Annotated in this window: 17 protein-coding genes and 3 tRNA genes; 15 read left to right on the top strand and 5 right to left on the bottom strand. The window is 59.8% G+C overall.

Annotation, left to right across the window (positions count from 1 at the left end; all coding sequences use genetic code 11):
- Positions 1-9 precede the first annotated feature (9 nt).
- Positions 10-471, top strand: a complete 462-nt coding sequence (locus J9893_RS00910; RefSeq protein ID WP_210600540.1) for a hypothetical protein — start codon at positions 10-12, stop codon at positions 469-471.
- Positions 472-619: 148 nt separating this feature from the next.
- Here J9893_RS00910 and torA read toward each other — a convergent pair whose 3' ends face one another.
- Positions 620-3,100 (bottom strand): trimethylamine-N-oxide reductase TorA, encoded by a 2,481-nt coding sequence (gene torA / locus J9893_RS00905; protein ID WP_210600542.1) that lies wholly within the window; start codon positions 3,098-3,100, stop codon positions 620-622.
- Between the two features lie 22 nt (positions 3,101-3,122).
- Positions 3,123-4,253 carry a NapC/NirT family cytochrome c gene (locus J9893_RS00900; protein ID WP_210600544.1) on the bottom strand — a complete coding sequence of 377 codons (1,131 nt, stop codon included), beginning with the start codon at positions 4,251-4,253 and terminating at the stop codon, positions 3,123-3,125.
- A 298-nt stretch (positions 4,254-4,551) separates the two neighbouring features.
- Between J9893_RS00900 and J9893_RS00895 the strand changes: the two genes are divergently transcribed.
- Positions 4,552-6,561, top strand: a complete 2,010-nt coding sequence (locus J9893_RS00895; protein ID WP_210600545.1) for a DNA topoisomerase III — start codon at positions 4,552-4,554, stop codon at positions 6,559-6,561.
- A 73-nt stretch (positions 6,562-6,634) separates the two neighbouring features.
- On the opposite strand, the gene J9893_RS00890 is transcribed toward J9893_RS00895, so the two are convergent.
- A complete protein-coding gene (locus J9893_RS00890) occupies positions 6,635-7,990 on the bottom strand; it encodes a TrkH family potassium uptake protein (RefSeq protein WP_041211921.1) in 1,356 nt (451 codons plus the stop codon).
- Positions 7,987-8,640, bottom strand: coding sequence for a TrkA family potassium uptake protein (locus tag J9893_RS00885; RefSeq protein WP_010675965.1), 654 nt, complete (start codon positions 8,638-8,640; stop codon positions 7,987-7,989). The genes J9893_RS00890 and J9893_RS00885 overlap by 4 nt, the downstream gene beginning before the upstream one ends.
- A gap of 125 nt (positions 8,641-8,765) precedes the next feature.
- Here J9893_RS00885 and murB point away from each other — a divergent pair, with 125 nt between their 5' ends.
- Both murB and birA read left to right on the top strand, forming a co-directional pair.
- Positions 8,766-9,803, top strand: a complete 1,038-nt coding sequence (gene murB, locus J9893_RS00880; RefSeq protein ID WP_143236953.1) for a UDP-N-acetylmuramate dehydrogenase — start codon at positions 8,766-8,768, stop codon at positions 9,801-9,803.
- On the top strand, positions 9,800-10,765 hold the full coding sequence (birA, locus tag J9893_RS00875) for a bifunctional biotin--[acetyl-CoA-carboxylase] ligase/biotin operon repressor BirA (protein ID WP_010675963.1): 966 nt from the start codon (positions 9,800-9,802) through the stop codon (positions 10,763-10,765). Before murB ends, birA begins: the two co-directional genes overlap by 4 nt.
- A 76-nt stretch (positions 10,766-10,841) precedes the next feature.
- Here birA and coaA read toward each other — a convergent pair whose 3' ends face one another.
- Positions 10,842-11,780: a type I pantothenate kinase gene (gene coaA, locus J9893_RS00870; RefSeq protein WP_029314861.1), complete on the bottom strand. Its 939-nt coding sequence runs from the start codon at positions 11,778-11,780 to the stop codon at positions 10,842-10,844.
- Positions 11,781-12,043: 263 nt separating this feature from the next.
- Between coaA and J9893_RS00865 the strand changes: the two genes are divergently transcribed.
- From J9893_RS00865 to rpoB, 11 genes are all read left to right on the top strand, one after another.
- A tRNA-Tyr gene (locus tag J9893_RS00865) sits at positions 12,044-12,128 on the top strand.
- Positions 12,129-12,166: 38 nt separating this feature from the next.
- Positions 12,167-12,241: transfer RNA gene (locus J9893_RS00860), tRNA-Gly, on the top strand.
- 172 nt (positions 12,242-12,413) lie between these two features.
- Positions 12,414-13,598: an elongation factor Tu gene (gene tuf, locus J9893_RS00855; protein WP_005306325.1), complete on the top strand. Its 1,185-nt coding sequence runs from the start codon at positions 12,414-12,416 to the stop codon at positions 13,596-13,598.
- Positions 13,599-13,650: 52 nt separating this feature from the next.
- Positions 13,651-13,727: transfer RNA gene (locus J9893_RS00850), tRNA-Trp, on the top strand.
- Positions 13,728-13,787: 60 nt separating this feature from the next.
- Positions 13,788-14,159 (top strand): preprotein translocase subunit SecE, encoded by a 372-nt coding sequence (secE, locus tag J9893_RS00845; RefSeq protein WP_010675960.1) that lies wholly within the window; start codon positions 13,788-13,790, stop codon positions 14,157-14,159.
- A gap of 9 nt (positions 14,160-14,168) precedes the next feature.
- The gene (nusG, locus tag J9893_RS00840) at positions 14,169-14,720 is read left to right on the top strand and encodes a transcription termination/antitermination protein NusG (protein WP_010675959.1); all 552 of its coding nucleotides are present in this window, start codon (positions 14,169-14,171) and stop codon (positions 14,718-14,720) included.
- Between the two features lie 134 nt (positions 14,721-14,854).
- A complete protein-coding gene (rplK, locus tag J9893_RS00835; protein ID WP_005306313.1) occupies positions 14,855-15,283 on the top strand; it encodes a 50S ribosomal protein L11 in 429 nt (142 codons plus the stop codon).
- Between the two features lie 4 nt (positions 15,284-15,287).
- Positions 15,288-15,989, top strand: coding sequence for a 50S ribosomal protein L1 (gene rplA / locus J9893_RS00830; protein WP_010675958.1), 702 nt, complete (start codon positions 15,288-15,290; stop codon positions 15,987-15,989).
- Between the two features lie 256 nt (positions 15,990-16,245).
- A complete protein-coding gene (gene rplJ / locus J9893_RS00825; RefSeq protein WP_005339895.1) occupies positions 16,246-16,746 on the top strand; it encodes a 50S ribosomal protein L10 in 501 nt (166 codons plus the stop codon).
- 51 nt (positions 16,747-16,797) lie between these two features.
- The gene (gene rplL, locus J9893_RS00820) at positions 16,798-17,163 is read left to right on the top strand and encodes a 50S ribosomal protein L7/L12 (protein ID WP_010675957.1); all 366 of its coding nucleotides are present in this window, start codon (positions 16,798-16,800) and stop codon (positions 17,161-17,163) included.
- A gap of 223 nt (positions 17,164-17,386) precedes the next feature.
- Complete coding sequence (gene rpoB, locus J9893_RS00815; RefSeq protein ID WP_010675956.1) at positions 17,387-21,415, top strand: DNA-directed RNA polymerase subunit beta; 4,029 nt, start codon at positions 17,387-17,389, stop codon at positions 21,413-21,415.
- The last annotated feature ends 65 nt before the right edge of the window (positions 21,416-21,480 follow it).

The following is a 21,480-nucleotide window of genomic DNA, read 5'->3' as shown; positions in this document are numbered from 1 at the left end:
AGGGTAGCAATGACTGACGATCCTTGGGCTTTGTGCCATCTCGATGATTCGTTCGATGCCTCGGTGCTGGGTACCAAGGGGTCCCAGATCCAGTGGTTCGAGGACAGGGATGCCCTGATCCAGTTCCTGCTGGAGGACTTTGTCGACCTGCTGGCCGACGTGGGCGAGCTGGACGAGGATCAGACCGAGAGCGCCCGCGAGCGCTTCACCCTGCTGGTGGAGCAGAGCCTGGATGATCGCACCCTGATGGATGCCATCAACGATCTCGCCTCCGGCCTGCGCCGTATTGCCTGGCTGGGGCCCCTCTCCGAACTGGCGGAGTTGAGCGACGATTTCGCAAGCGGGCTGCGTGCCTTCTTCTGGAGCCAGTATGACGGTGACGAGGATGACCCAGAGGCCTGGGTGCCGGAAGATCTCTGGCCCCAGCTGGTCGAGTGTGCGGAAGAATATATGGTTGAGGGCGACTTCTGATCCCCCTTGCCAGCACCCTGGCTGCAAGGCGGGTGGAGTATGCGGAAGAGTATATGGTTGAGGGTGACTTGTGATTCTGAGCCACACCACAAACTGCGATAAGAAAACGGCGCCTTGATGGCGCCGTTTTTGTTGCTCAGCCCTCTACTCAGCCGTTGGCCGGAACCGCGTGGGCGGTGTTGGCCAGCACCGGGCCTGTGTACTTCTCGATCTGCAGCTGGGCCATGTGGCCGCAGTTGCCCTGCGCCAGACTGGACGAGCCCTCGTCGAAGGTGAGGCAGTTGACGTTGCCGTTTTTGCAGATGCTGCCCGCTTCGCCCGGCTTGGCCGGGTCGTACCAGGCCCCTTCGCAGATCCGCACCACCCCCTGGCGCACATCCTCGGAGAGCAGGGCCCCCACCAAAATCTGGCCGCGCTCGTTGAAGGCGCGCACCAGATCCCCTTGGGCGATGCCGCGAGCCTTGGCGTCGTCCGGATGGATCAGGATCGCCTCGCGGTCGGCGATGGCGAACTTGTCCCGCAGCGGGGTGTTGTCGAGCTGGGAGTGCAGCCGCTGGGTCGGGTGGGAGGTGTTGAGCGACAGCGGATAGCGCGCCGCCACCTCGCTCTTCACCCACTCTTTGGGCTCATACCACTTGGGATGGCCGGCGCAGTCGGCATAACCCATCCCCGCCACCGTGTTGGAGAAGATCTCGATCTTGCCGGACGGAGTACCGAGCGGGTTGAGCAGCGGGTTCTCGCGAAAATCGGCGTGACGGATCCACTGGCGGTTGGCCTCCGGGATCGGGAAGCGGATGTAGTTGTTGGACTCCCAGAACATGTTGAACGGCGGCAGCGCCACGCGAGCACCGCGGGCCTGCGCCGCCATGCCGTCGTACATCTGCTTGAGCCACAGCATCTCGTCCTTCCCTTCGGTGTACTGCTCCTGCACGCCCAGCTTGGCGGCGATAGCGCTGAAGATATCGAAGTCATTGCGGGCTTCAAACTGCGGCGGCACGCACTGGTGCATAGGGAACACATAGCGCTGGGAGTAGTCGCCGCCCATCTCCAGATCGTTGCGCTCGTAGCTGGTGGTGACCGGCAGCACGATGTCGGCGTGCTTGGCAGTCGCCGTCCAGTAGGGCTCGTGGACGATCACGGTTTGCGGCTTGCGCCACGCCTGCAGCAGGTTGTTGGTGTCCTGATGGTGGTGGAAGGGGTTGCCGCCCGCCACGTAGACCAGCTTGATGTCCGGATAGGTCACCTTGCGGCCGTTGAAGTCGATGGTCTTGCCCGGGTTGGCGAGGCAGTCGGCGATGCGCGCCACCGGGATCGGTGCCGGGCTGTTCTTCGGTGCGTTGCCGGCGGAGATGCCGGCCAGAATGCCGCCCTTGGCGGTGGGGCTGCCACCGGAGGAGTAGTGGTAGCTGAAGCCGTAGCCGCCGCCCGGCAGGCCGATCTGGCCCAGCATGGAGGCCAGAGTGACCAGCATCCAGTTCGGCTGTTCGCCGTGCTGCTGACGCTGCATGCCCCAACCGGCCATGATCATGGTGCGCTTGGCGGCCATGTCGAGGGCCAGCTGGCGGATCACCTTGGCATCGACGCCGCAGACAGTGCTCGCCCACTCGGCGCTCTTCGGCTGACCGTCATCCTTGCCGAGCAGGTAGTTCAGGAACTTGTCGAAGCCGACGGTGTAGCGATCGAGGAAGGCCTGATCGTGCTTCTTCTCGCTGTAGAGGGTGTGGGCCACCCCCAGCATCATGGCCACGTCGGTGTAGGCGTTCGGCGCAATCCACTCGGCGCCGACCAGCTTGGCGGTCTCGTTGTATACCGGATCGATGCTGATGACGCGGGTGCCTTTCTCTTTCAGCGCCTTGAAGCCCACTTGACCTTCGTGATCCGGCATGTTCCAGCTGTTCTTCAGGGTGACCTGGGCGTTGACCCCCCAGAGCACCACCAGTTCGGCGTTCTCCACCACGTTGGGCCAGGCGGTCTGCTGCTCGTACACCTCGATGGAGCCCATCACGTGGGACATGATCACCTGGGCCGCGCCGGTGGAGTAGTCCCCGGCATAGCCGGTGAAACCCCCGGCCAGGTTCATCAGGCGGTGCAGCAGGGTGCGGCTGTTGTGGAACATGCCCACGCTCTTCCAGCCGTAGGATCCGGCGTGGATCGCCTGCGGGCCGAAATCAGACTGGACGCGCTGGATCTCGCCGGCTACCAGTTCGATGGCCTTCTCCCAGCTCACTCGCACCCACTCGTCGGCACCGCGCAGCTCCGGTCTGGCACCCGGGCCGTGCTCCAGCCAGCTCTTGCGCACCATGGGGTACTTGATGCGGTTCTTGGCGTGGACCTGGAACGGCGCCATGTCGATGAGGTCATTCGGTGCCGGATCGTCGGCCACCGGCTGGACCCGCACCATGCGGCCCTCGGAGACGATGGCCTCGAAGGCCCCCCAGTGGGCGCCGGTCAGGATGCCTTTCTGGGCGGGCACCAGGGTGGGGAACTGCTCAAGGGCCGTGCTGACGGCCTTGGCCAGGGCGCTTTTCGGGAAGAGACCAGCCAGCAGGGGCAGGGCGGCACAGGCCCCCAGCCCCTTGAGCAGAGTACGGCGGGAGAGGTTGGTCTGTTGGTCATTGAAAAAAGTCATGGGAGAGTCCTCTGTTCCTGCCTTAATGGGCCGCGCTCATGTCGCTGGCATGTTTCTGCACGTATTGGGTGAGCATGCGCGCCTGCTCCGGGGTGAGGGAGGTACGGGACTCCATCCCCTTGATGACGCCGATCCACTGGTTGGCGTTGAAGTGATCCAGCGCGGTGAGGCCGTGACAGCCGGTGCAGTTGTTGGACATCAGGGTGGAGGCGTATTGCCACAGCTTGCCCTGGTCGCCGATGAGCTGGCTCTGGTCGACCCAGGCGGTCAGGCTGACCTGATGCCAGGTGAGGTTGGTGGCGCTGTCGGTCTCGCTCTTCCCGGTCACGAGGGCTTTTCTGGCGGCCTCGCCGACCAGCACGCTCAGGATCCGTTTGCCGGGGGCGGCGTAGAACACCTCGCTCACACCGTCCTGCTGCCAGCCGTCGATACGCACCCGGGCGCGGCCGTTGTCGTTGGCCAGTACTTCCACCTGGGTGGAGGGCATCAGGGTGCCTTCATCAGTCTTGGCGCCGGCATCCAGATAGAGCGGGGTGGTGGCGATGGCATAGCGGGTGGTGACGGTTGCCGGGGTCTGGGCCGCGGCGGCGGCCAGTTCGCTGGCACCGGCGGCGGCCAGGCCGCTCATGTCCGGCATGATGTGGGCGACGCCGCGGTGGCAGTCGATGCAGGTCTGGCCCTCCTTGATGGCGACCGGGTGCTCGGCACGGGCATTGGGGCGCTGGGCCAGGATATCCATCGCCTCGTAGCTGTGGCAGCTGCGGCAGGTGGCGGAGTCGTTGGCTTTCAGCTCGTCCCAGACGGACTGGGCCATCCGCAGCTTGTGGGCTTCATACTTTTCCGGGGTATCCAGGGTGCCGATCGCCTCGTGATAGATATCCTTCACGGCGCGGATCTTGGTCCACAGGTAGGAGGTGGGGTCGCCCGGGATGTGGCAGTCGGCGCACTCGGCGCGGATCCCCTTGGTGTTCTGGAAGTGGACACTGCCCTGATACTCGGCGAGCGGAGTCTGCATGGAGTGGCAGGAGACGCAGAATTCGGTGGAGCTGGTCTTGTGCAGCACGGTCACGGTGACACCCAGTGCCGCGACACCCAGCAGGGCCCCGAGCAGCAGAAGCCAGAACCAGGTCTTTCTCAACAGTTTTCCAAGCATGGTGACGGTGTCCTTCGAATTCGGGTATTACCAATATAGTAGTAGTCCCAGGATTCAAAGGGTTGACCCCGGTCATGATTTTTATTTCGTCATATAATTTATTTTTGGTTTTGTTATTTGTTTTGTCATGATTTATTGAATTTAAATCGCATTTTTCCCATACAGCGGGAGCGGGATGTGCTGTGGTGGGAGCGATGCCCAAGCCGGGGCGAGGAGGCAGTACGCCCCCCCGGGGCTTGGGGTTTGTGGCGAGAGGATTGTATACTGTTAACATATACAGTATTCAGGTGTATCCATCATGCGACTCTTTATCGCCGAGAAACCCAGCCTTGGCCGCGCCATCGCCGATGTCCTCCCCAAACCGCACAAGAAGGGGGAGGGTTTCATCGAGACGGCGCAGGGAGACGTGGTGACCTGGTGCATCGGCCACCTGCTGGAGCAGGCCGAGCCCGATGCCTACGATGCCGCCTACAAGCAGTGGCGCATGGAATCCCTTCCCATTGTCCCGACCCAGTGGCAGCTGGTGGCCAAACCCAAGACCAAGGCCCAGCTGGCCGTCATCAAGGGGCTCATCAAGCAGGCGGACTGCGTGGTCAACGCCGGTGACCCGGACAGGGAAGGGCAACTGCTGGTGGACGAGGTGATCGACTTTCTCGGCTATCCCAAGACCAAACCGGTTCAGCGCTGCCTCATCAGCGATCTCAATCCCCCCGCCGTGCGCCGCGCCCTCGACAAGCTCAGGGACAACAAGGAGTTCGTGCCGCTGGCGGTGTCGGCGCTGGCCCGTAGCCGTGCCGACTGGCTCTATGGCATCAACATGACCCGGGCCTATACCCTGCTTGGCCGCAAGGGGGGCTGCAGCGAACTGCTGTCGGTGGGTCGGGTACAGACCCCCTTGCTCGGTCTGGTGGTGCGTCGGGATCTCGAGATCGAGGCCTTCGTTCCCAAGCCGTTCTACGAGGTGATGGCCCATCTGTTGACCCAGGGCAACGAACGCTTCACCGCCAGGTGGCTGCCATCGGAGGCCTGTCTGCCCTGGCAGGATGAGGAGGGACGGGTGCTCAACCGGGCGCTGGCAGCCAAGGTGGTGGAGCGGATCCAGGGGCAACCCGCCCAGGTGGAGGCGGTGGAGGAACAGGCGCGCAGGCAGGCGGCGCCGCTCCCCTACAACCTCTCCAGCCTGCAGATCGACGCGGCCAAGCGCTTTGGCATGGATGCCAAGCGGGTGCTAGATATCTGCCAGAGCCTCTACGAGCGGCACAAGCTCATCACCTATCCCAGATCCGACAGCCGCCATCTGCCGAGCGAGCACTTCAACCGGGCCGGCCAGGTGCGGGAGGCTATCGCCAGCACGGCCCCTGCGCTGGCCAGGGCGGTCGCCGAAGCGGATGGCAGGATCCGCAGCAAGGCGTGGAACGACAGCAAGGTGGATGCCCACCACGCCATCATTCCCACCGAGAAGAGGGGGAACGAGGGGAGCTTGGTGGCCGACGAGGCGAAGCTGTACGGCCTGATTGCCCGCCAGTATCTGCTGCAGTTCTACCCGCCGTTCGAGTACAACGACAGCAAGGTGTTGCTGCGCATCGCCGGAGGGCTGTTCCAGGCCAAGGCGCGCCGCATCCTCAAGGCGGGCTGGAAGGCGCTGCTCGGAGTGGAAGAGGATGACGAGGAGGAGGCGGGAACCCTGCCTGCCCTGAAAGAGGGGGAGGAACTGCTGTGCGAGCGGGGGGAGCTGCTGGAGAAGATGACCCAGCCCCCCAAGCCGTTTACCGATGCCACCCTGCTGGCCGCCATGACCGGCATCGCCCGTTATGTGCAGGATCCCGAGATCCGCAAGACCCTGCGGGAGACCGATGGCCTCGGCACCGAGGCGACCCGGGCCGGGATCATCGATCTGCTGTTCAAGCGCCGCTTCCTGGTGCGCCAGGGCAAGAGCATCAAGGCCACCCCGACCGGGCGAGCCCTGGTCCAGGCGCTGCCCGCGACCGCCACGACACCGGACATGACGGCACTGTGGGAGCAGAGTCTGGGTCAGATCGCCGAACGTAACGGTAGCTACCAGCAGTTCATGGGGCCGCTCACCGAGCAGCTCAACGGCCTGATCGAGGGGGCCCGGCAGGATTCCGGCGCCAGCTTCAGCGCACTGCCCAAGGCGGCGCCCGGTGACAGCAAGCAGCGATTTGCCCGCCGCAAGCGGACTGCGTCCACCGCCGCACGCCCCCGTACGAGCACGGGCAAGAGTGCTCGTGCGGGGAAGAGCCCTGGAAAGAGCACTGGCAAGGGGACGACCAGGGGCAAGGCGGCCTGAGGCCGGCGAGCGCTGTGATCACATAAAAATAAGAAGAGGGGCCAGTGGCCCCTCTTTACATGGATGGAGCGGCTTACCCCGTGTAGACGCTTTCTTCCGGATAACGGATGCGGGTCTCCACCGGGCGGGCCAGCATGATCGCCAGGGTGAGGGGTCCCAGACGGCCGCAGATCATCACCAGCACCAGGATCAGTTTGCCCGGTTCGCTCAGAGAAGCGGTGATGCCGGTGGACAGTCCCACGGTGGCAAAGGCCGAGATGGTCTCGAACATGATCTTGTCGAATGATTGCGACTCCGTGAGCATCAGCAGGAACATCGCCAGCATCAGCACCATGGTACTGACGATGATGATGGCCAGGGAGCGGGTCACTATCTGGGGTGACAGGGTGCGGCCGAAGGCGGTGACATGGGGGCGCTTGGTCAGAAACGCCCGGGTCGCCAGCAGGACGACGGCAAAGGTGGTGACCTTGATACCGCCCCCGGTCGAGGTTGCCCCGGCACCGATGAACATGAGCATCATCATGAACAGCAAGGAGGCCGGCACCATCTGGCCGATATCCACCGTGTTGAAGCCCGCCGTGCGCGCGGTGGCCGACTGGAAGAAGGCTGCCAGCCACTGGCTCCCGAAGGAGGCGTTGCCCAGGGTGCCCGGGTTGTTGTGCTCCAGCAGCCAGAACATCAGGGTCCCCAGCAGCAGCAGGGCAGGGGTCATCAGCAGCATCAGCTTGCTGTGCAGTTTCAGCTTGCGCCAGCGGCGGTTGCGCACCAGGTCGACGATGACGGTGAAGCCTACCCCCCCCAGGATCAGCAGGGCCGGTATGGTCAGGCTGATGATGGGGTCATCCCGGTAGTCCATGAGGTTGTTGGCAAACAGCGAGAAGCCGGCGTTGTTGAAAGCTGACACCGCGTGGAAGAAGCTGACGTAGAGGCCGTGGCCCCAGCCCATGTCGGGCACCCAGCGAATGGCCATGATGGCGGTGCCGATCAGCTGGGCAATCAGGGCGAACAGGACGATGCGCTTCACCAGCTGGACGATGTTGACGGATCCCTCCTGGCCCAGCGCCTCCTTGGCCAGCACCTGCTGGCGCAGCCCGACCCGCTTGCTGAACATGGCGATGAGCAGCAGTGTCATGGTCATCTGGCCGAGACCACCAATCTCCATCAATATCAACAGGATGATCTGCCCCTGCAGGGTGAAGGCGGTGCCGGTATCTACCACCCCGAGGCCGGTCACGCTGATGGCGGAGGTGGCGGTGAACAGGGCGTTGATGACGGTGACCTCACCCTTGTGGCTGGAGGGCTGGACCAGAAACAGGGTGCCAACCAGCAGGATGATGAGGAAACTGCCCAGGATGAGCTTGGCCTCGCTCCAGCGGGAGTTGTCTTCCCGATGCAGGGTGAAGGCGTAGTTGCTGCGCCAGTTGATCATAGGGTGTCGAGCCAGTGATCGATGGCGTGCTTGTTGCCGGCCAGGATCAGGATGTCACCGAGTTGCAGCTCCATCTTGCCGGTCAGGACGTTGTGCAGCACCTCACCCCGCTTGATGGCCAACAGCTGGAAATCGCTTTGCTGCAGCAGGCGCAAGTCGGCCAGGGTGCGGGTGTTTTGCTGCAAGCCGATCACGAACTCGGTCAGCACCATGTCGTGACCCAGCTCCAGGTAGTCGAACAGCCGGTTGTCCAGCATGCTCTGGGCCACCCGGCGGCCCATGTCCCACTCCGGGTTGATCACCTTGTCCGCGCCCACCTTCTGCAGGATCTTGGCGTGGAACTTGTCGCGGGCCTTGACCCAGACCTTCTTCACGCCCGCCTCTTTCAGCACCAGCGTGGTCAGGATGCTGGTCTCCAGGTTGTCGCCGATGGCGACAAAGACGATGTCGAAATTCGCCAGGCCCAGTTCGGCGACCGTGGCCTCGTCGGTGGCATCGGCCACGATGACGTGGTTGCAGAGGGTGGCTATCTGGCGGGTCTTGCTCTCATCGATGTCGATGGCCAGTACCTCGGCATTCTGGCGCTGCAACTCTTCGCACAAGGCGCTGCCAAACAGGCCCAGGCCGATGACGGCGAATTGATTGTTCATGCATGCTTCCTCAGCGGGATGAAGGGGTTACTCTACTCCAGAGCCCTGAGTCCGAAAAGTGTCCGGGTTTTTTGTCCCGGGGGATCTGGGGTAAACTGCGCCCTTGTCCTTGTCGGAACACACAGATGAAACTCACCCCCCACGCCTCCCTGTCGACCCTCAATACTCTGGGCCTGGACGCACACTGCCTCTGGCTGGCCGATGTGACCCGACCGGATGATCTCGCGCAACTGCGGACCAACCCGGAGTTGGCCACCTTGCCGCGCCTGGTGCTGGGAGGAGGAAGCAACATCCTGTTCTGCGATGACTTTGCCGGTCTGGTGGTCCACAACGGCCTGAAAGGGATCACGCTGCACGAGGAGTCCGAGCACTGGTTGCTACACGTGGCGGCAGGTGAAAACTGGCACGAGCTGGTATGTCACGCCCTGCAACAGGGCTGGCACGGGCTGGAGAACCTGGCACTCATTCCCGGGACGGTCGGGGCGGCCCCGGTACAGAACATCGGTGCCTACGGGGTCGAGCTGGCCAGCGTCTGTGCCTACGTGGAGGCGTTCAATTGGCAGAGTGGCGAGGTTGAGCGCATCGCGGCGGCCGACTGCCGGTTCGGTTACCGTGACAGCATCTTCAAGCACGACTATCAGGACTCCCACTTCATCATCGCCGTCGGTCTGCGCCTGCCCAAGGCATGGCGCCCGGTCGCCGGCTATGGCCCGCTGGCGGCGCTGGGGGATGCCCCTTCGCCACAGGCCATTTTCGACACCGTCTGTGCCACCCGCATGGCCAAGCTGCCGGATCCGGCGGTGCTGGGCAACGCGGGCAGTTTCTTCAAAAACCCTGTGGTGCCCGCCGCCCTGGCCGAGACCCTGAAACAGCAATACCCGCAGATGCCCTGCTACCCTGCGGCAGAAGGGCAGGCCAAGCTGGCGGCTGGCTGGCTCATCGATCAGTGCGGTCTCAAGGGGTTTGCCATCGGTCGTGCCGCCGTCCATCAGGAGCAGGCGCTGGTGCTGGTCAATCTGGGGGGCGCCAGCGCCATGGAGCTCATCGCGCTGGCGGCCCATGTCCGCGACAGCGTGGAACACCAGTTCGGTGTGGTGCTGGAACATGAGGTGCGCTTCATGGGGCGCAGCGGTGAAACCTGGCTCGACGAGGTACTGGCATGACCCTGACCCCCGTCAGACAGACCCTGATCACCCTGCTCAGCGACGGCCAGTTCCATTCCGGTGAGCAGCTGGGTGAGCGCCTTGGCATCAGCCGGGCGGCGGTGAGCAAACACATGGCCGCGCTCAAGGATCTGGGGCTGGATCTCTTCAGCCTGACCGGCAAGGGCTATCGGCTGGCGGTGCCCATGGCCCTCTATGACGAGGGGCGGCTGCAGGCAGAGGCACCGATGGCACCGGTGCACTGCTTCCCTGTCATCGATTCCACCAACCAGTACCTGCTGGAGCGGGTCAACACCCTGAGCTCCGGGGAAAGCTGTCTGGCCGAGTGCCAGACCGCCGGGCGGGGACGTCGTGGCAAACCCTGGGTTTCTCCCTTCGGTTGCCAGCTGATCCTGAGCATGTACTGGCGGCTTGAGCAGGGCATGGCGGCCGCCATGGGACTGAGTCTCGCGGTCGGCGTGGCGGTGGTAGAGGCGCTGGAGTCCCTCGGTTATCCCGGGGTGGAGCTCAAGTGGCCGAACGACCTCTATTACCAGGGCCGCAAGCTGGCGGGCATCCTGGTGGAGATGAGCGGCAGTGCGGGTGCCAGCTGCCATCTGGTGATCGGGGTCGGCCTCAATCTGGCGATGCCGAGTCGGGAGGGGGAGAAGATCGATCAGGCCTGGTCCGAGCTGCGCCATATCCAGCCCGAGCTGGTGGATCGCAACGAGCTGGCCGCCTGCGTGCTGCTGCACCTGCAGCAGGCCATGCAGACCTTCGAACAGACGGGACTGGCGAGTTTCGTCGAGAGCTGGAACCGGCTCGACCACTTCGCCGGCCAGCCGGTGAAGCTGCTGATGGGAGAGCAGGTGATCCGCGGGATTGCCCGGGGGATCGACGAACGCGGAGCCCTGCGTCTGGAGACGGAAGAGGGGCTCAAGTTCTATCTGGGAGGGGAACTCTCCTTGCGGCGGGGGGACTGAGCCCATACGCTCATGACGACTGAATGAAAGAGGGGGCCTGCGGGCCCCCTCTTTCATGTATGCACTGCGACAGTGGTCACTTGCGCAGCTTGATCTGCTCGATGGCGTGCTCGTTGCCCTTGGTGAGGATGAGGTTGGCCCGCTCCCGGGTCGGCAAGATGTTCTCTTGCAGATTCAGGTAGTTGATATCCTGCCAGATGTTGTTGGCGATCTCGGTCGCCTCGCTTTCGGCCAGCTTGGCGTAGTGGTGGAAATAGGAGTCGGGATCCGAGAAGGCGCCGCTGCGGAATTTGAGAAAACGATCGATGTACCAGGTGCGCAGCAGCTCGGCATCGGCATCCACATAGATGGAAAAGTCGACGAAGTCCGACACGAACACGCGATGAGGGTCCTGGGGATAGTCCATGCCGCTTTGCAGCACATTGAGCCCTTCCAGGATCAGGATGTCCGGCTGCTCCACCACCTTCTTCTCGTCGGGCAGGATGTCATAGATGAGGTGGGAGTAGACGGGGGCCTCGACCTTCTCGTGGCCGGCGCGGATATTGGCGACAAACTCCACCAGATGGCGGATGTCATAAGACTCGGGGAACCCCTTGCGGCGCATCAGGCCACGGGCTTCCAGCTCCTTGTTGGGAAACAGGAAGCCGTCGGTGGTGACCAGCTCCACCCTGGGGTGCTCCGGCCAGCGCTCCAGCAGTGCCTGAAGGATACGGGCCGTGGTGCTCTTTCCCCCCGCCACGCTGCCGGCGATGCTGATGATATAGGTGCCCTTGCCGCGGGACTGACCGAGAAACTGCTCCAGCACCCGGCTGCGGCGCTGCTTGGCCTTGACGTAGAGATTGAGGAGACGGGAGAGGGGCAGATAGATCTCTTCCACTTCCCGCAATGACACCTTCTCGTTGATCCCGCGCAGGGTCTGCAGATCGTGCTCGGTCAGGGTCAGGGGGACCGCATCGCGCAATAACGCCCATTGTTCGCGGGTGAATTGCAAATAGGGGTTATGCTCTGTCGTCATGGTGTCATCACTGTTTCTTGGGCAGGGCGACCATACACCAAGGGATCGGGAGCGACAAGGGACGCGTCCGGTCGGGACGGAGAAGGAGCGTTTTTTTGCCTGGATCCCGGCATAAATGCACATTTTGCAAGGTGCAATGGTTGCATCCCCAAAATCCTTACCATAAAATGCGCGACGCTTGGATGTCTGTCGTCTATTTGCCCAGCAAAAGCGACAAAAACAACGGGTGCAAGCAGAATTACCGTTGTGGCATTTATGCAACTGGAGGGGTTCCCGAGCGGCCAAAGGGATCAGACTGTAAATCTGACGGCTCTGCCTTCGAAGGTTCGAATCCTTCTCCCTCCACCATATTTCTCTGCGGTTTGAGTTCTTTGGGTTAGAGAAATGCGGGCATCGTATAATGGCTATTACCTCAGCCTTCCAAGCTGATGATGCGGGTTCGATTCCCGCTGCCCGCTCCAAGATGCTGATATGGCTCAGGTAATTCTGAGAGCCACACCTTAGGGTGAGTTCGGCAATCGAACCAGCCTGTCAGCACCAACCTCTCTACTCCCCTTGATTCAAATCCATCATATAAACTGTTCTGTGGTTAGCTTGCCACCGCGTACTCAGCGTTAGTTTAGAGGGACGATCATGTCTAAAGAAAAATTTGAGCGTAATAAACCGCACGTTAACGTGGGTACCATCGGCCACGTTGACCACGGTAAAACCACCCTGACCGCCGCCATCACCAACGTGCTGGCCAAGCACTTCGGTGGTAAAGCTTTCGCCTTCGACCAGATCGACAAGGCACCGGAAGAGCGTGAGCGTGGTATCACCATCAACACCTCCCACGTAGAATACGACACTGCAACCCGCCACTACGCCCACGTAGATTGCCCGGGTCACGCCGACTACGTTAAAAACATGATCACCGGTGCTGCCCAGATGGACGGCGCAATCCTGGTAGTAGCAGCGACTGACGGCCCGATGCCGCAGACTCGTGAGCACATCCTGCTGGGTCGTCAGGTAGGCGTTCCGTACATCATCGTGTTCATGAACAAGTGCGACATGGTAGATGACGAAGAGCTGCTGGAACTGGTCGAGATGGAAGTTCGCGAACTGCTGTCCGAGTACGACTTCCCGGGTGATGACCTGCCGGTAGTCCGTGGTTCCGCACTGAAAGCGCTGGAAGGCGAAGCTCAGTGGGAAGAGAAGATCCTGGAACTGGCTGGCCACCTGGACACCTACATTCCGGAGCCGGAGCGTGCCATTGACCAGCCGTTCCTGATGCCTATCGAAGACGTATTCTCCATCGCAGGCCGTGGTACCGTAGTTACCGGTCGTGTAGAGCGCGGTATCGTCAAGGTTGGTGAAGAAGTGGAAATCGTTGGTATCAAAGATACCACCAAGACCACCTGTACCGGCGTTGAAATGTTCCGCAAACTGCTGGACGAAGGTCGTGCAGGTGAGAACGTTGGCGCACTGCTGCGTGGCGTGAAGCGTGAAGACGTAGAGCGTGGTCAGGTACTGGCCAAGCCGGGCACCATCAAGCCGCACACCAAGTTTGAATCTGAAGTGTACGTGCTGTCCAAGGAAGAAGGTGGTCGTCACACTCCGTTCTTCAAGGGCTACCGTCCGCAGTTCTACTTCCGTACTACCGACGTGACCGGTACCATCGAACTGCCGGAAGGCGTAGAGATGGTCATGCCGGGCGACAACATCAAGATGGTTGTTACCCTGATTGCCCCGATCGCGATGGACGACGGCCTGCGTTTCGCCATCCGTGAAGGTGGCCGTACCGTAGGTGCTGGTGTTGTAGCCAAAGTTATCGCTTAATCTTGGCTTACATAAATAAAGCAAAGCCCCTATAATAGGGGCTTTCTTATGCAGGGGCGTAGTTCGAATTGGTAGAACAGCGGTCTCCAAAACCGAAGGTTGCGGGTTCGAGTCCTGCCGCCCCTGCCATATACCTCGTCTCGTACGGGGCTTTTGTGTCTTTGGTTACGTCAGATACAGGTGGGTTGTATGAGTGTTAGTTCTGAGGGTCAGGGCGGAAGCAAGGATACCCTGCTTTGGGGCCTGGTTTTCATCATCCTGGCGGCCGCTGTAGTGGGCAATTACCTGCTGAGCGACGTTATTGCTGCCGTCCGCGCCCTGGGTGTGGTCGTTGTCATCGCTGCTGCCGGTGCAGTGGCCCTGCAAACCACCAAGGGCAAGGCAACACTGGCGTTTGCCCGTGAGTCTCGCCTGGAAGTCCGCAAGGTCGTATGGCCGACCCGTCAGGAAGCCATTCAGACAACCCTGATTGTGCTGGCGGTGACTGCCGTGATGGGGCTGCTGCTGTTCGTGTTGGACGGCGCCTTGGTCTGGTTGGTCAACCTGATTACCGGTGTGTAAGGATAAGCCATGACTGAACAACGTGAACAGCGTATGAGATGGTATGTCGTGCAGGCATTTTCCGGCTACGAAGGCCGTGTTGCCAAATCCCTGCGTGAACATATCAAGATGCATGGCATGGAAGAGCTGTTTGGTGAAGTGCTGGTCCCGACCGAAGAAGTGGTCGAGATGCGTGCTGGCCAGAAGCGCAAGAGTGAGCGCAAATTTTTCCCGGGATACGTCCTGGTCCAGATGGTGATGGATGAAACCACATGGCACCTGGTACGCAATGTACCACGTGTAATGGGTTTCATCGGCGGTACCTCCGATCGCCCTGCTCCTATCTCCGATAAGGAAGCGGATGCCATCCTCAATCGTCTGCAAGATGCCCACGACAAGCCGCGTCCGAAAACCCTGTTTGAACCGGGTGAGATGGTCCGGGTTGCCGATGGTCCGTTCGCCGACTTCAACGGTACCGTTGAAGAGGTGGACTACGAAAAGAGCCGCGTGAAGGTCTCCGTACTGATCTTCGGCCGCTCAACGCCGGTAGAACTGGATTTTGGTCAGGTCGAAAAAGGCTGATTAATCTCTGTACGTTTAACGGTTGTCAGGGGCAGCGATTATCTCTATAATTCGCTGCCCCTTTATTTGTTGGGGAGCCGTTTGCAGGAGCATGTCTCCGAGGCGTTAGAACCCATTTTTGAGGTATTTTTGTAATGGCTAAGAAAGTCACAGCTTATATCAAGCTGCAAGTTAAGGCTGGCAGTGCTAACCCCAGCCCTCCCGTTGGTCCCGCTCTGGGTCAGCACGGCGTGAACATCATGGAATTCTGTAAGGCGTTCAACGCCCGTACAGAAAAGCTGGAAAAAGGTTCTCCGACTCCGGTCGTGATCACCGTTTACAGCGACCGTTCCTTCACCTTCGAAACCAAGACTCCGCCCGCTTCCTTCCTGCTGAAGAAAGCCGCTGGTATCCAGTCTGGTTCTGCCAAGCCGAACAAAGACAAGGTTGGTAAGGTGACTGTGGCTCAGCTGCAAGAAATCGCCAAGACCAAAGAGCCGGATATGACTGGTGCCGATCTGGATGCAAAAGTACGTTGCATCGCCGGTTCCGCTCGTTCCATGGGCCTGGTAGTGGAGGAGTAAGACAATGGCTAAACTGTCCAAGCGTATGCGCGTTATTCGCGAAAAAGTTGACGGTACCAAAGAGTACTCCATCAACGAAGCCATTGCCCTGCTGAAAGAACTGGCTACTGCCAAGTTCGTTGAAAGCGTTGACGTTGCCGTTAACCTGGGTATCGATGCTCGTAAATCCGATCAGAACGTACGTGGTGCAACTGTACTGCCGCACGGTACCGGTCGTGACATCCGTGTCGCCGTGTTCACCCAGGGTGCCAACGCCGAAGCCGCCAAGGCTGCCGGTGCTGAACTGGTTGGTATGGACGACCTGGCCGAGCTGGTCAAGAAAGGCGAGATGAACTTCGACGTCGTCATCGCATCCCCGGATGCCATGCGTGTTGTTGGTCAACTGGGTCAAATCCTGGGCCCGCGCGGTCTGATGCCGAACCCGAAAGTGGGTACCGTCACTCCGAACGTAGCCGAAGCCGTCAAGAACGCCAAGGCTGGTCAGGTTCGTTACCGTAACGACAAGAACGGTATCATTCATACCACTCTGGGCAAGGTCTCTTTCAACGAAGTTCAGCTGAAAGAAAACCTGGAAGCGCTGCTGGTTGCCTTGAAGAAGGCCAAGCCGTCCTCCGCCAAGGGTGTATTCATCAAGAAAGTCAGCATCTCCACCACCATGGGTGCCGGTGTTGCCGTAGACCAAGCTTCCCTGGAAGCTCAGGCCTAATTGATGGGTTTTACAAGGCGCAAAATTTAATCTATAATTTTGCGCCTTGATTGGTTGGGGGTTTCGACCTCCGTCCAAGACCGCAGGAGGCCGCAAAGCCTTAATTCTTCCTGCGTAGACGGTGCCGGAAACCCAGCGAGAAAGATTCTTTCTCTTCTGGAATCCTGCTACCGCATCGTTCCCCTCTGTTGTAAAGGTAGGGGGGATGTGTCAGTACTGGGTCAACAGACCCGGATTCAATCCAGGAGTTAAGCCAATGGCATTGGGACTCGAAGACAAAAAGGCAATTGTTGCTGAAGTCAACGAAGCTGCCAAAGGCGCTCTTTCTGCAGTTGTAGCCGATTCTCGCGGCGTCACTGTAGACAAGATGACCGTCCTGCGTAAGACCGCTCGTGAAGCTGGTGTGTACATGCGCGTTGTGCGTAACACCCTGCTGCGTCGCGCGGTAGAAGGTACCGAATACGAGTGCCTGAACGACGCATTTACCGGTCCTACCTTGATTGCTTTCTCTAACGAACACCCGGGCGCTGCCGCTCGTCTGTTCAAAGAGTTTGCCAAAGCGAACCAAAAGTTCGAAATCAAGGCTGGCGCTTTTAACGGTGAGTTTATCGCCGCAGCACAAATTGATCGTCTGGCCACGCTGCCGACTTACGAAGAAGCAATTGCGAAGTTGATGGCTACCATGAAGGAAGCCTCTGCTGGCAAGCTGGTTCGTACTATCGCTGCTGTTCGCGACCAGAAACAAGCTGCTGCTTGATTCTCGCCTATCTAGGCTGTTTGAGTTTATTCAACATCAGGAATTTTTGTCATGTCTATCACTAAAGACCAAATCATCGAAGCCGTTGCTTCCATGTCCGTAATGGAAGTTGTTGAGCTGATCGAAGCTATGGAAGAGAAGTTCGGTGTTTCTGCCGCTGCTGCCGTCATGGCCGGCCCGGCTGCTGCTGAAGCAGTAGAAGAGAAGACCGAGTTCGACGTAGTTCTGACTGCTGCTGGCGCCAACAAAGTTGCCGTCATCAAGGCCGTTCGTGGCGCTACCGGTCTGGGCCTGAAAGAAGCCAAGGACCTGGTAGAAGCTGCTCCGACCAATCTGAAAGAAGCCGTGTCCAAGGACGAAGCTGAAGCTCTGAAGAAAGAGCTGGAAGCTGCCGGTGCTTCTGTTGAGATCAAATAATCTGCATTTATGTAGATTAGCCTGATAAAACAGGCTAAGGCTGGTGAATCTTTATTCACCAGCCTTTTTGCGCTGTAGACTGAGAGTATTTCACACCGTTCACGACTCTCGGTGCACCAGCAATCCGGACCGCCTCATCGTCCGGGCCAACACAAAACGGTGTTGAGACAGAGCTGTCCCGTGGGGACAGAGTGGGTCACTTATCAGCGAGCTGAGGAACCCTATGGTTTACTCTTATACCGAAAAAAAACGCATACGTAAGGACTTCGGTAAGCGAGACCAGGTACTGGACACGCCTTATCTGTTGTCCATTCAGCTGGACTCCTTCAAGCAGTTCATCGAGGCTGACCCGGAAGGTGAGTACGGCCTAGAAGCCGCCTTCCGTAGCGTTTTCCCGATCACCAGTTACTCCGGTAGTGCTGAGCTTCAGTATGTCAGCTATCGCCTGGGTGAGCCGGTATTTGACGTAAAAGAATGCCAGATCCGTGGAGTGACCTACTCCGCGCCGCTGCGTGTCAAGCTTCGTATGGTTCTGTACGACCGTGAAGCAGCTGCCGGCACCGTCAAAGACATCAAGGAACAAGAAGTTTACATGGGCGAAATCCCGCTCATGACCGAAAACGGCACCTTTGTCATCAATGGTACCGAGCGGGTCATCGTCTCCCAGCTGCACCGCAGCCCGGGCGTCTTCTTCGACCACGATAAAGGCAAAACACATTCATCCGGTAAGGTGCTTTATAACGCTCGCGTTATCCCCTACCGTGGCTCCTGGCTGGACTTCGAGTTCGATGCGAAAGACAACCTGTTTGTCCGTATCGACCGTCGTCGTAAACTGCCAGCCTCCATTATTCTGCGCGCCCTGGACTTCAGTTCCGAAGAAATCCTGGCCACCTTCTTCGAGACCATCGGTTTCGAAGTCAAGGATGGCAAGTTGATGATGGATCTGGTGCCCGAGCGCCTGCGTGGCGAGACCGCGACCTTCGACATCATTGCCAATGGCGCCGTGGTGGTTGAAACCGGTCGTCGTGTCACTGCCCGTCACATCCGTCAGCTGGAAAAAGACGGCATCACCCAGATCGAGGTGCCGGTAGAGTATGTTGTTGGCAAAGTTGCAGCCAAGAACTACGCGCACCCGCAGACTGGTGAAATGGTTGTCACTGCCAACCAGGCGCTGAGCCTGGAAGCGGTTGCCAACCTGTCCCAAGCCGGCTTCAAGCACTTCGAGGTTCTGTTCACCAACGAACTGGATCACGGTGCCTACATGTCCGAGACCCTGCGTATCGACTCCAGCTCCAGCCGCCTGGAAGCCCTGGTCGAGATCTATCGCATGATGCGTCCGGGCGAGCCGCCCACTCGCGAAGCGGCCGAGCAGCTGTTCGAGAACCTGTTCTTCTCTTCCGAGCGTTACGACCTTTCTACCGTAGGTCGGATGAAGTTCAACCGCCGTTTGGGTCGTGAAGACGAGACTGGCGTTGGCGTGCTGACCAAGGACGATATCGTCGAGGTCATGAAGCGCCTGATCGACATCCGTAACGGTAACGACGAAGTGGACGATATCGACCACCTTGGTAACCGTCGTATTCGTTCCGTCGGTGAAATGGCCGAGAACCAGTTCCGTGTCGGTCTGGTCCGTGTCGAGCGTGCGGTGAAGGAGCGCCTGTCTCTGGGCGATCTGGACACCCTGATGCCGCAGGATCTGATCAACGCCAAACCGATCTCCGCCGCGGTCAAAGAGTTCTTCGGTTCCAGCCAGCTGTCCCAGTTCATGGACCAGAACAACCCGCTGTCCGAAGTGACCCACAAGCGCCGTATCTCCGCGCTGGGCCCGGGCGGTCTGACCCGTGAGCGTGCCGGTTTCGAAGTTCGAGACGTACACCCGACCCACTACGGTCGTCTGTGCCCCATCGAAACGCCGGAAGGTCCGAACATCGGTCTGATCAACTCGCTGTCCGTGTATTCCCGCACCAATGAGTACGGTTTCCTCGAAACCCCGTACCGCAAGGTGATCGACGGTGTGATCACCGACGAAGTGGATTACCTGTCTGCGATTGAAGAAGGCAAGTACGTGATCGCACAGGCCAACGCCGCGACCACCGAAGATGGCCGTCTGAAAGATGAATTGATCCCGTGCCGTCACAAAGGTGAATCCACCTTTATGAACGCCGACCAGATCCAGTACATGGACGTGAGCCCGCAACAGATCGTCTCTGTGGCAGCGGCCCTGATCCCGTTCCTGGAACACGATGACGCGAACCGCGCATTGATGGGTTCAAACATGCAACGTCAGGCTGTACCGACCCTGCGCGCCGACAAGCCGCTGGTTGGTACCGGTATGGAACGCGCAGTGGCCGTTGACTCCGGTGTGACCGTAGTGGCCAAGCGTGGCGGCATGATCGACTATGTCGATGCCTCCCGTATCGTTATCAAGGTCAACGAAGATGAGCTGCTGCCTGGCGAAGCCGGCATCGACATCTACAGCCTGACCAAATACACCCGTTCCAACCAGAACACCTGTATCAACCAGCGTCCGTGCGTGATGTTGGGTGAGCCGGTGATGGCTGGCGACGTACTGGCTGACGGCCCGTCCACCGATCTCGGTGAACTGGCGCTGGGTCAGAACCTGCGCGTCGCGTTCATGCCGTGGAACGGTTACAACTTCGAAGACTCGATCCTGGTGAACGAGCGTGTTGTTCAGGAAGATCGCCTGACCACCATTCACATCCAGGAACTGGCCTGTATCTCCCGTGACACCAAGCTGGGTCCGGAAGAGATCACTGCTGACATCCCGAACGTGGGTGAAGCCGCTCTGTCCAAGCTGGACGAGTCCGGTATCGTCTACGTGGGTGCCGAAGTGAAGGGCGGCGACATTCTGGTCGGCAAGGTGACTCCGAAAGGTGAAACCCAGCTGACCCCGGAAGAGAAGCTGCTGCGCGCCATCTTTGGTGAGAAGGCGTCCGACGTGAAGGACTCTTCCCTGCGAGTGCCGAACGGTGTGTACGGTACCGTGGTTGACGTGCAGGTCTTTACCCGCGATGGCGTGGAAAAAGACAAGCGCGCCAAAGAAATCGAAGAGATGCAGTTGAAGGAAGCGAAGAAGGACTTGACCGAAGAGTTCAAGATCCTGGAAGACGGCATTTTCGGCCGTTCCCGCAACCTGCTGCTGGCCGCCGGTTACAGCGAAGATCGTCTGAACAAGCTTGATCGTTCCAAGTGGTTTGAGCTGGCCATCGAAGATGAAGCCAAGCAAATCGAGCTGGAGCAGATCGCTGAACAGCACGTTGAGCTGAAGGCCGAGTTCGACAAGAAATTCGAGAACAAGCGTCGCAAGATCATCCAGGGCGATGACCTGGCGCCGGGCGTACTGAAGATCGTCAAGGTCTATCTGGCCGTCAAGCGTCGCATCCAGCCGGGTGACAAGATGGCGGGCCGTCACGGTAACAAGGGTGTTATCTCCAAGATCTGTCCGGTCGAGGATATGCCCCATGACGAGTACGGCCGTCCGGTCGACATCGTACTGAACCCGCTGGGTGTACCGTCTCGTATGAACATCGGTCAGATCCTCGAAGTGCACCTGGGCCTCGCGGCCAAGGGCATCGGCGAGAAGATCGACCGCATGATCAAAGAACAGCGTGAGCTGCACGAGATGCGCGAGTTCCTGCAACAGGTCTATGACCTGGGCGAGAAGGACTCCCAGCAAGTGAACATTGCTGAACTGTCTGACGACGACGTGCGTACCCTGGTGGGTAACCTGCGTAAGGGTCTGCCGGTGGCTACACCTGTCTTTGATGGTGCCAAAGAGCGCGAAATCAAAGCCTTGCTGAAGCTGGCCGATCTGCCGGAATCCGGTCAGATCTCCCTGTTCGACGGTCGTACCGGTAACGCCTTCGAGCGCAAGGTCACCGTGGGTTACATGTACATGCTGAAGCTGAACCACCTGGTAGACGACAAGATGCACGCGCGTTCTACCGGTTCCTACAGCCTGGTTACCCAGCAGCCGCTGGGTGGTAAGGCGCAGTTCGGTGGTCAGCGGTTCGGTGAGATGGAAGTGTGGGCCCTGGAGGCTTACGGTGCGGCATATACCCTGCAGGAAATGCTGACCGTCAAGTCTGACGATGTGAACGGCCGTACCAAGATGTACAAGAACATCGTGGATGGCGACCACCGTATGGAGCCGGGCATGCCCGAATCCTTCAACGTATTGCTGAAGGAAATCCGCTCTCTGGGTATCAACATCGAGCTGGACGAAGAGTAAGAGCTCGCTCTTATTGTTCGAGAATTGACGTGGGCGCCCCGCTGTTTCGGCAGCCGGGGCGCCGA

The organism is Aeromonas sp. MaB10011B, from assembly GCF_017939325.1.
GTDB classification, from domain to species: domain Bacteria; phylum Pseudomonadota; class Gammaproteobacteria; order Enterobacterales; family Aeromonadaceae; genus Aeromonas; species Aeromonas caviae.
Note: the sequence above shows the minus strand (reverse complement) of the source record. Positions and strands in the feature narration are given on the sequence as shown.

Bases quoted from the DNA above. Each gene is read 5' to 3' on its own strand.
- J9893_RS00910 (WP_210600540.1), top strand. From the start codon at position 10: ATGACTGACGATCCTTGGGCTTTGTGCCATCTCGATGATTCGTTCGAT.
- torA (WP_210600542.1), bottom strand. From the start codon at position 3,100: ATGACTTTTTTCAATGACCAACAGACCAACCTCTCCCGCCGTACTCTG.
- J9893_RS00900 (WP_210600544.1), bottom strand. From the start codon at position 4,253: ATGCTTGGAAAACTGTTGAGAAAGACCTGGTTCTGGCTTCTGCTGCTC.
- J9893_RS00895 (WP_210600545.1), top strand. From the start codon at position 4,552: ATGCGACTCTTTATCGCCGAGAAACCCAGCCTTGGCCGCGCCATCGCC.
- J9893_RS00890 (WP_041211921.1), bottom strand. From the start codon at position 7,990: ATGATCAACTGGCGCAGCAACTACGCCTTCACCCTGCATCGGGAAGAC.
- J9893_RS00885 (WP_010675965.1), bottom strand. From the start codon at position 8,640: ATGAACAATCAATTCGCCGTCATCGGCCTGGGCCTGTTTGGCAGCGCC.
- murB (WP_143236953.1), top strand. From the start codon at position 8,766: ATGAAACTCACCCCCCACGCCTCCCTGTCGACCCTCAATACTCTGGGC.
- birA (WP_010675963.1), top strand. From the start codon at position 9,800: ATGACCCTGACCCCCGTCAGACAGACCCTGATCACCCTGCTCAGCGAC.
- coaA (WP_029314861.1), bottom strand. From the start codon at position 11,780: ATGACGACAGAGCATAACCCCTATTTGCAATTCACCCGCGAACAATGG.
- tuf (WP_005306325.1), top strand. From the start codon at position 12,414: ATGTCTAAAGAAAAATTTGAGCGTAATAAACCGCACGTTAACGTGGGT.
- secE (WP_010675960.1), top strand. From the start codon at position 13,788: ATGAGTGTTAGTTCTGAGGGTCAGGGCGGAAGCAAGGATACCCTGCTT.
- nusG (WP_010675959.1), top strand. From the start codon at position 14,169: ATGACTGAACAACGTGAACAGCGTATGAGATGGTATGTCGTGCAGGCA.
- rplK (WP_005306313.1), top strand. From the start codon at position 14,855: ATGGCTAAGAAAGTCACAGCTTATATCAAGCTGCAAGTTAAGGCTGGC.
- rplA (WP_010675958.1), top strand. From the start codon at position 15,288: ATGGCTAAACTGTCCAAGCGTATGCGCGTTATTCGCGAAAAAGTTGAC.
- rplJ (WP_005339895.1), top strand. From the start codon at position 16,246: ATGGCATTGGGACTCGAAGACAAAAAGGCAATTGTTGCTGAAGTCAAC.
- rplL (WP_010675957.1), top strand. From the start codon at position 16,798: ATGTCTATCACTAAAGACCAAATCATCGAAGCCGTTGCTTCCATGTCC.
- rpoB (WP_010675956.1), top strand. From the start codon at position 17,387: ATGGTTTACTCTTATACCGAAAAAAAACGCATACGTAAGGACTTCGGT.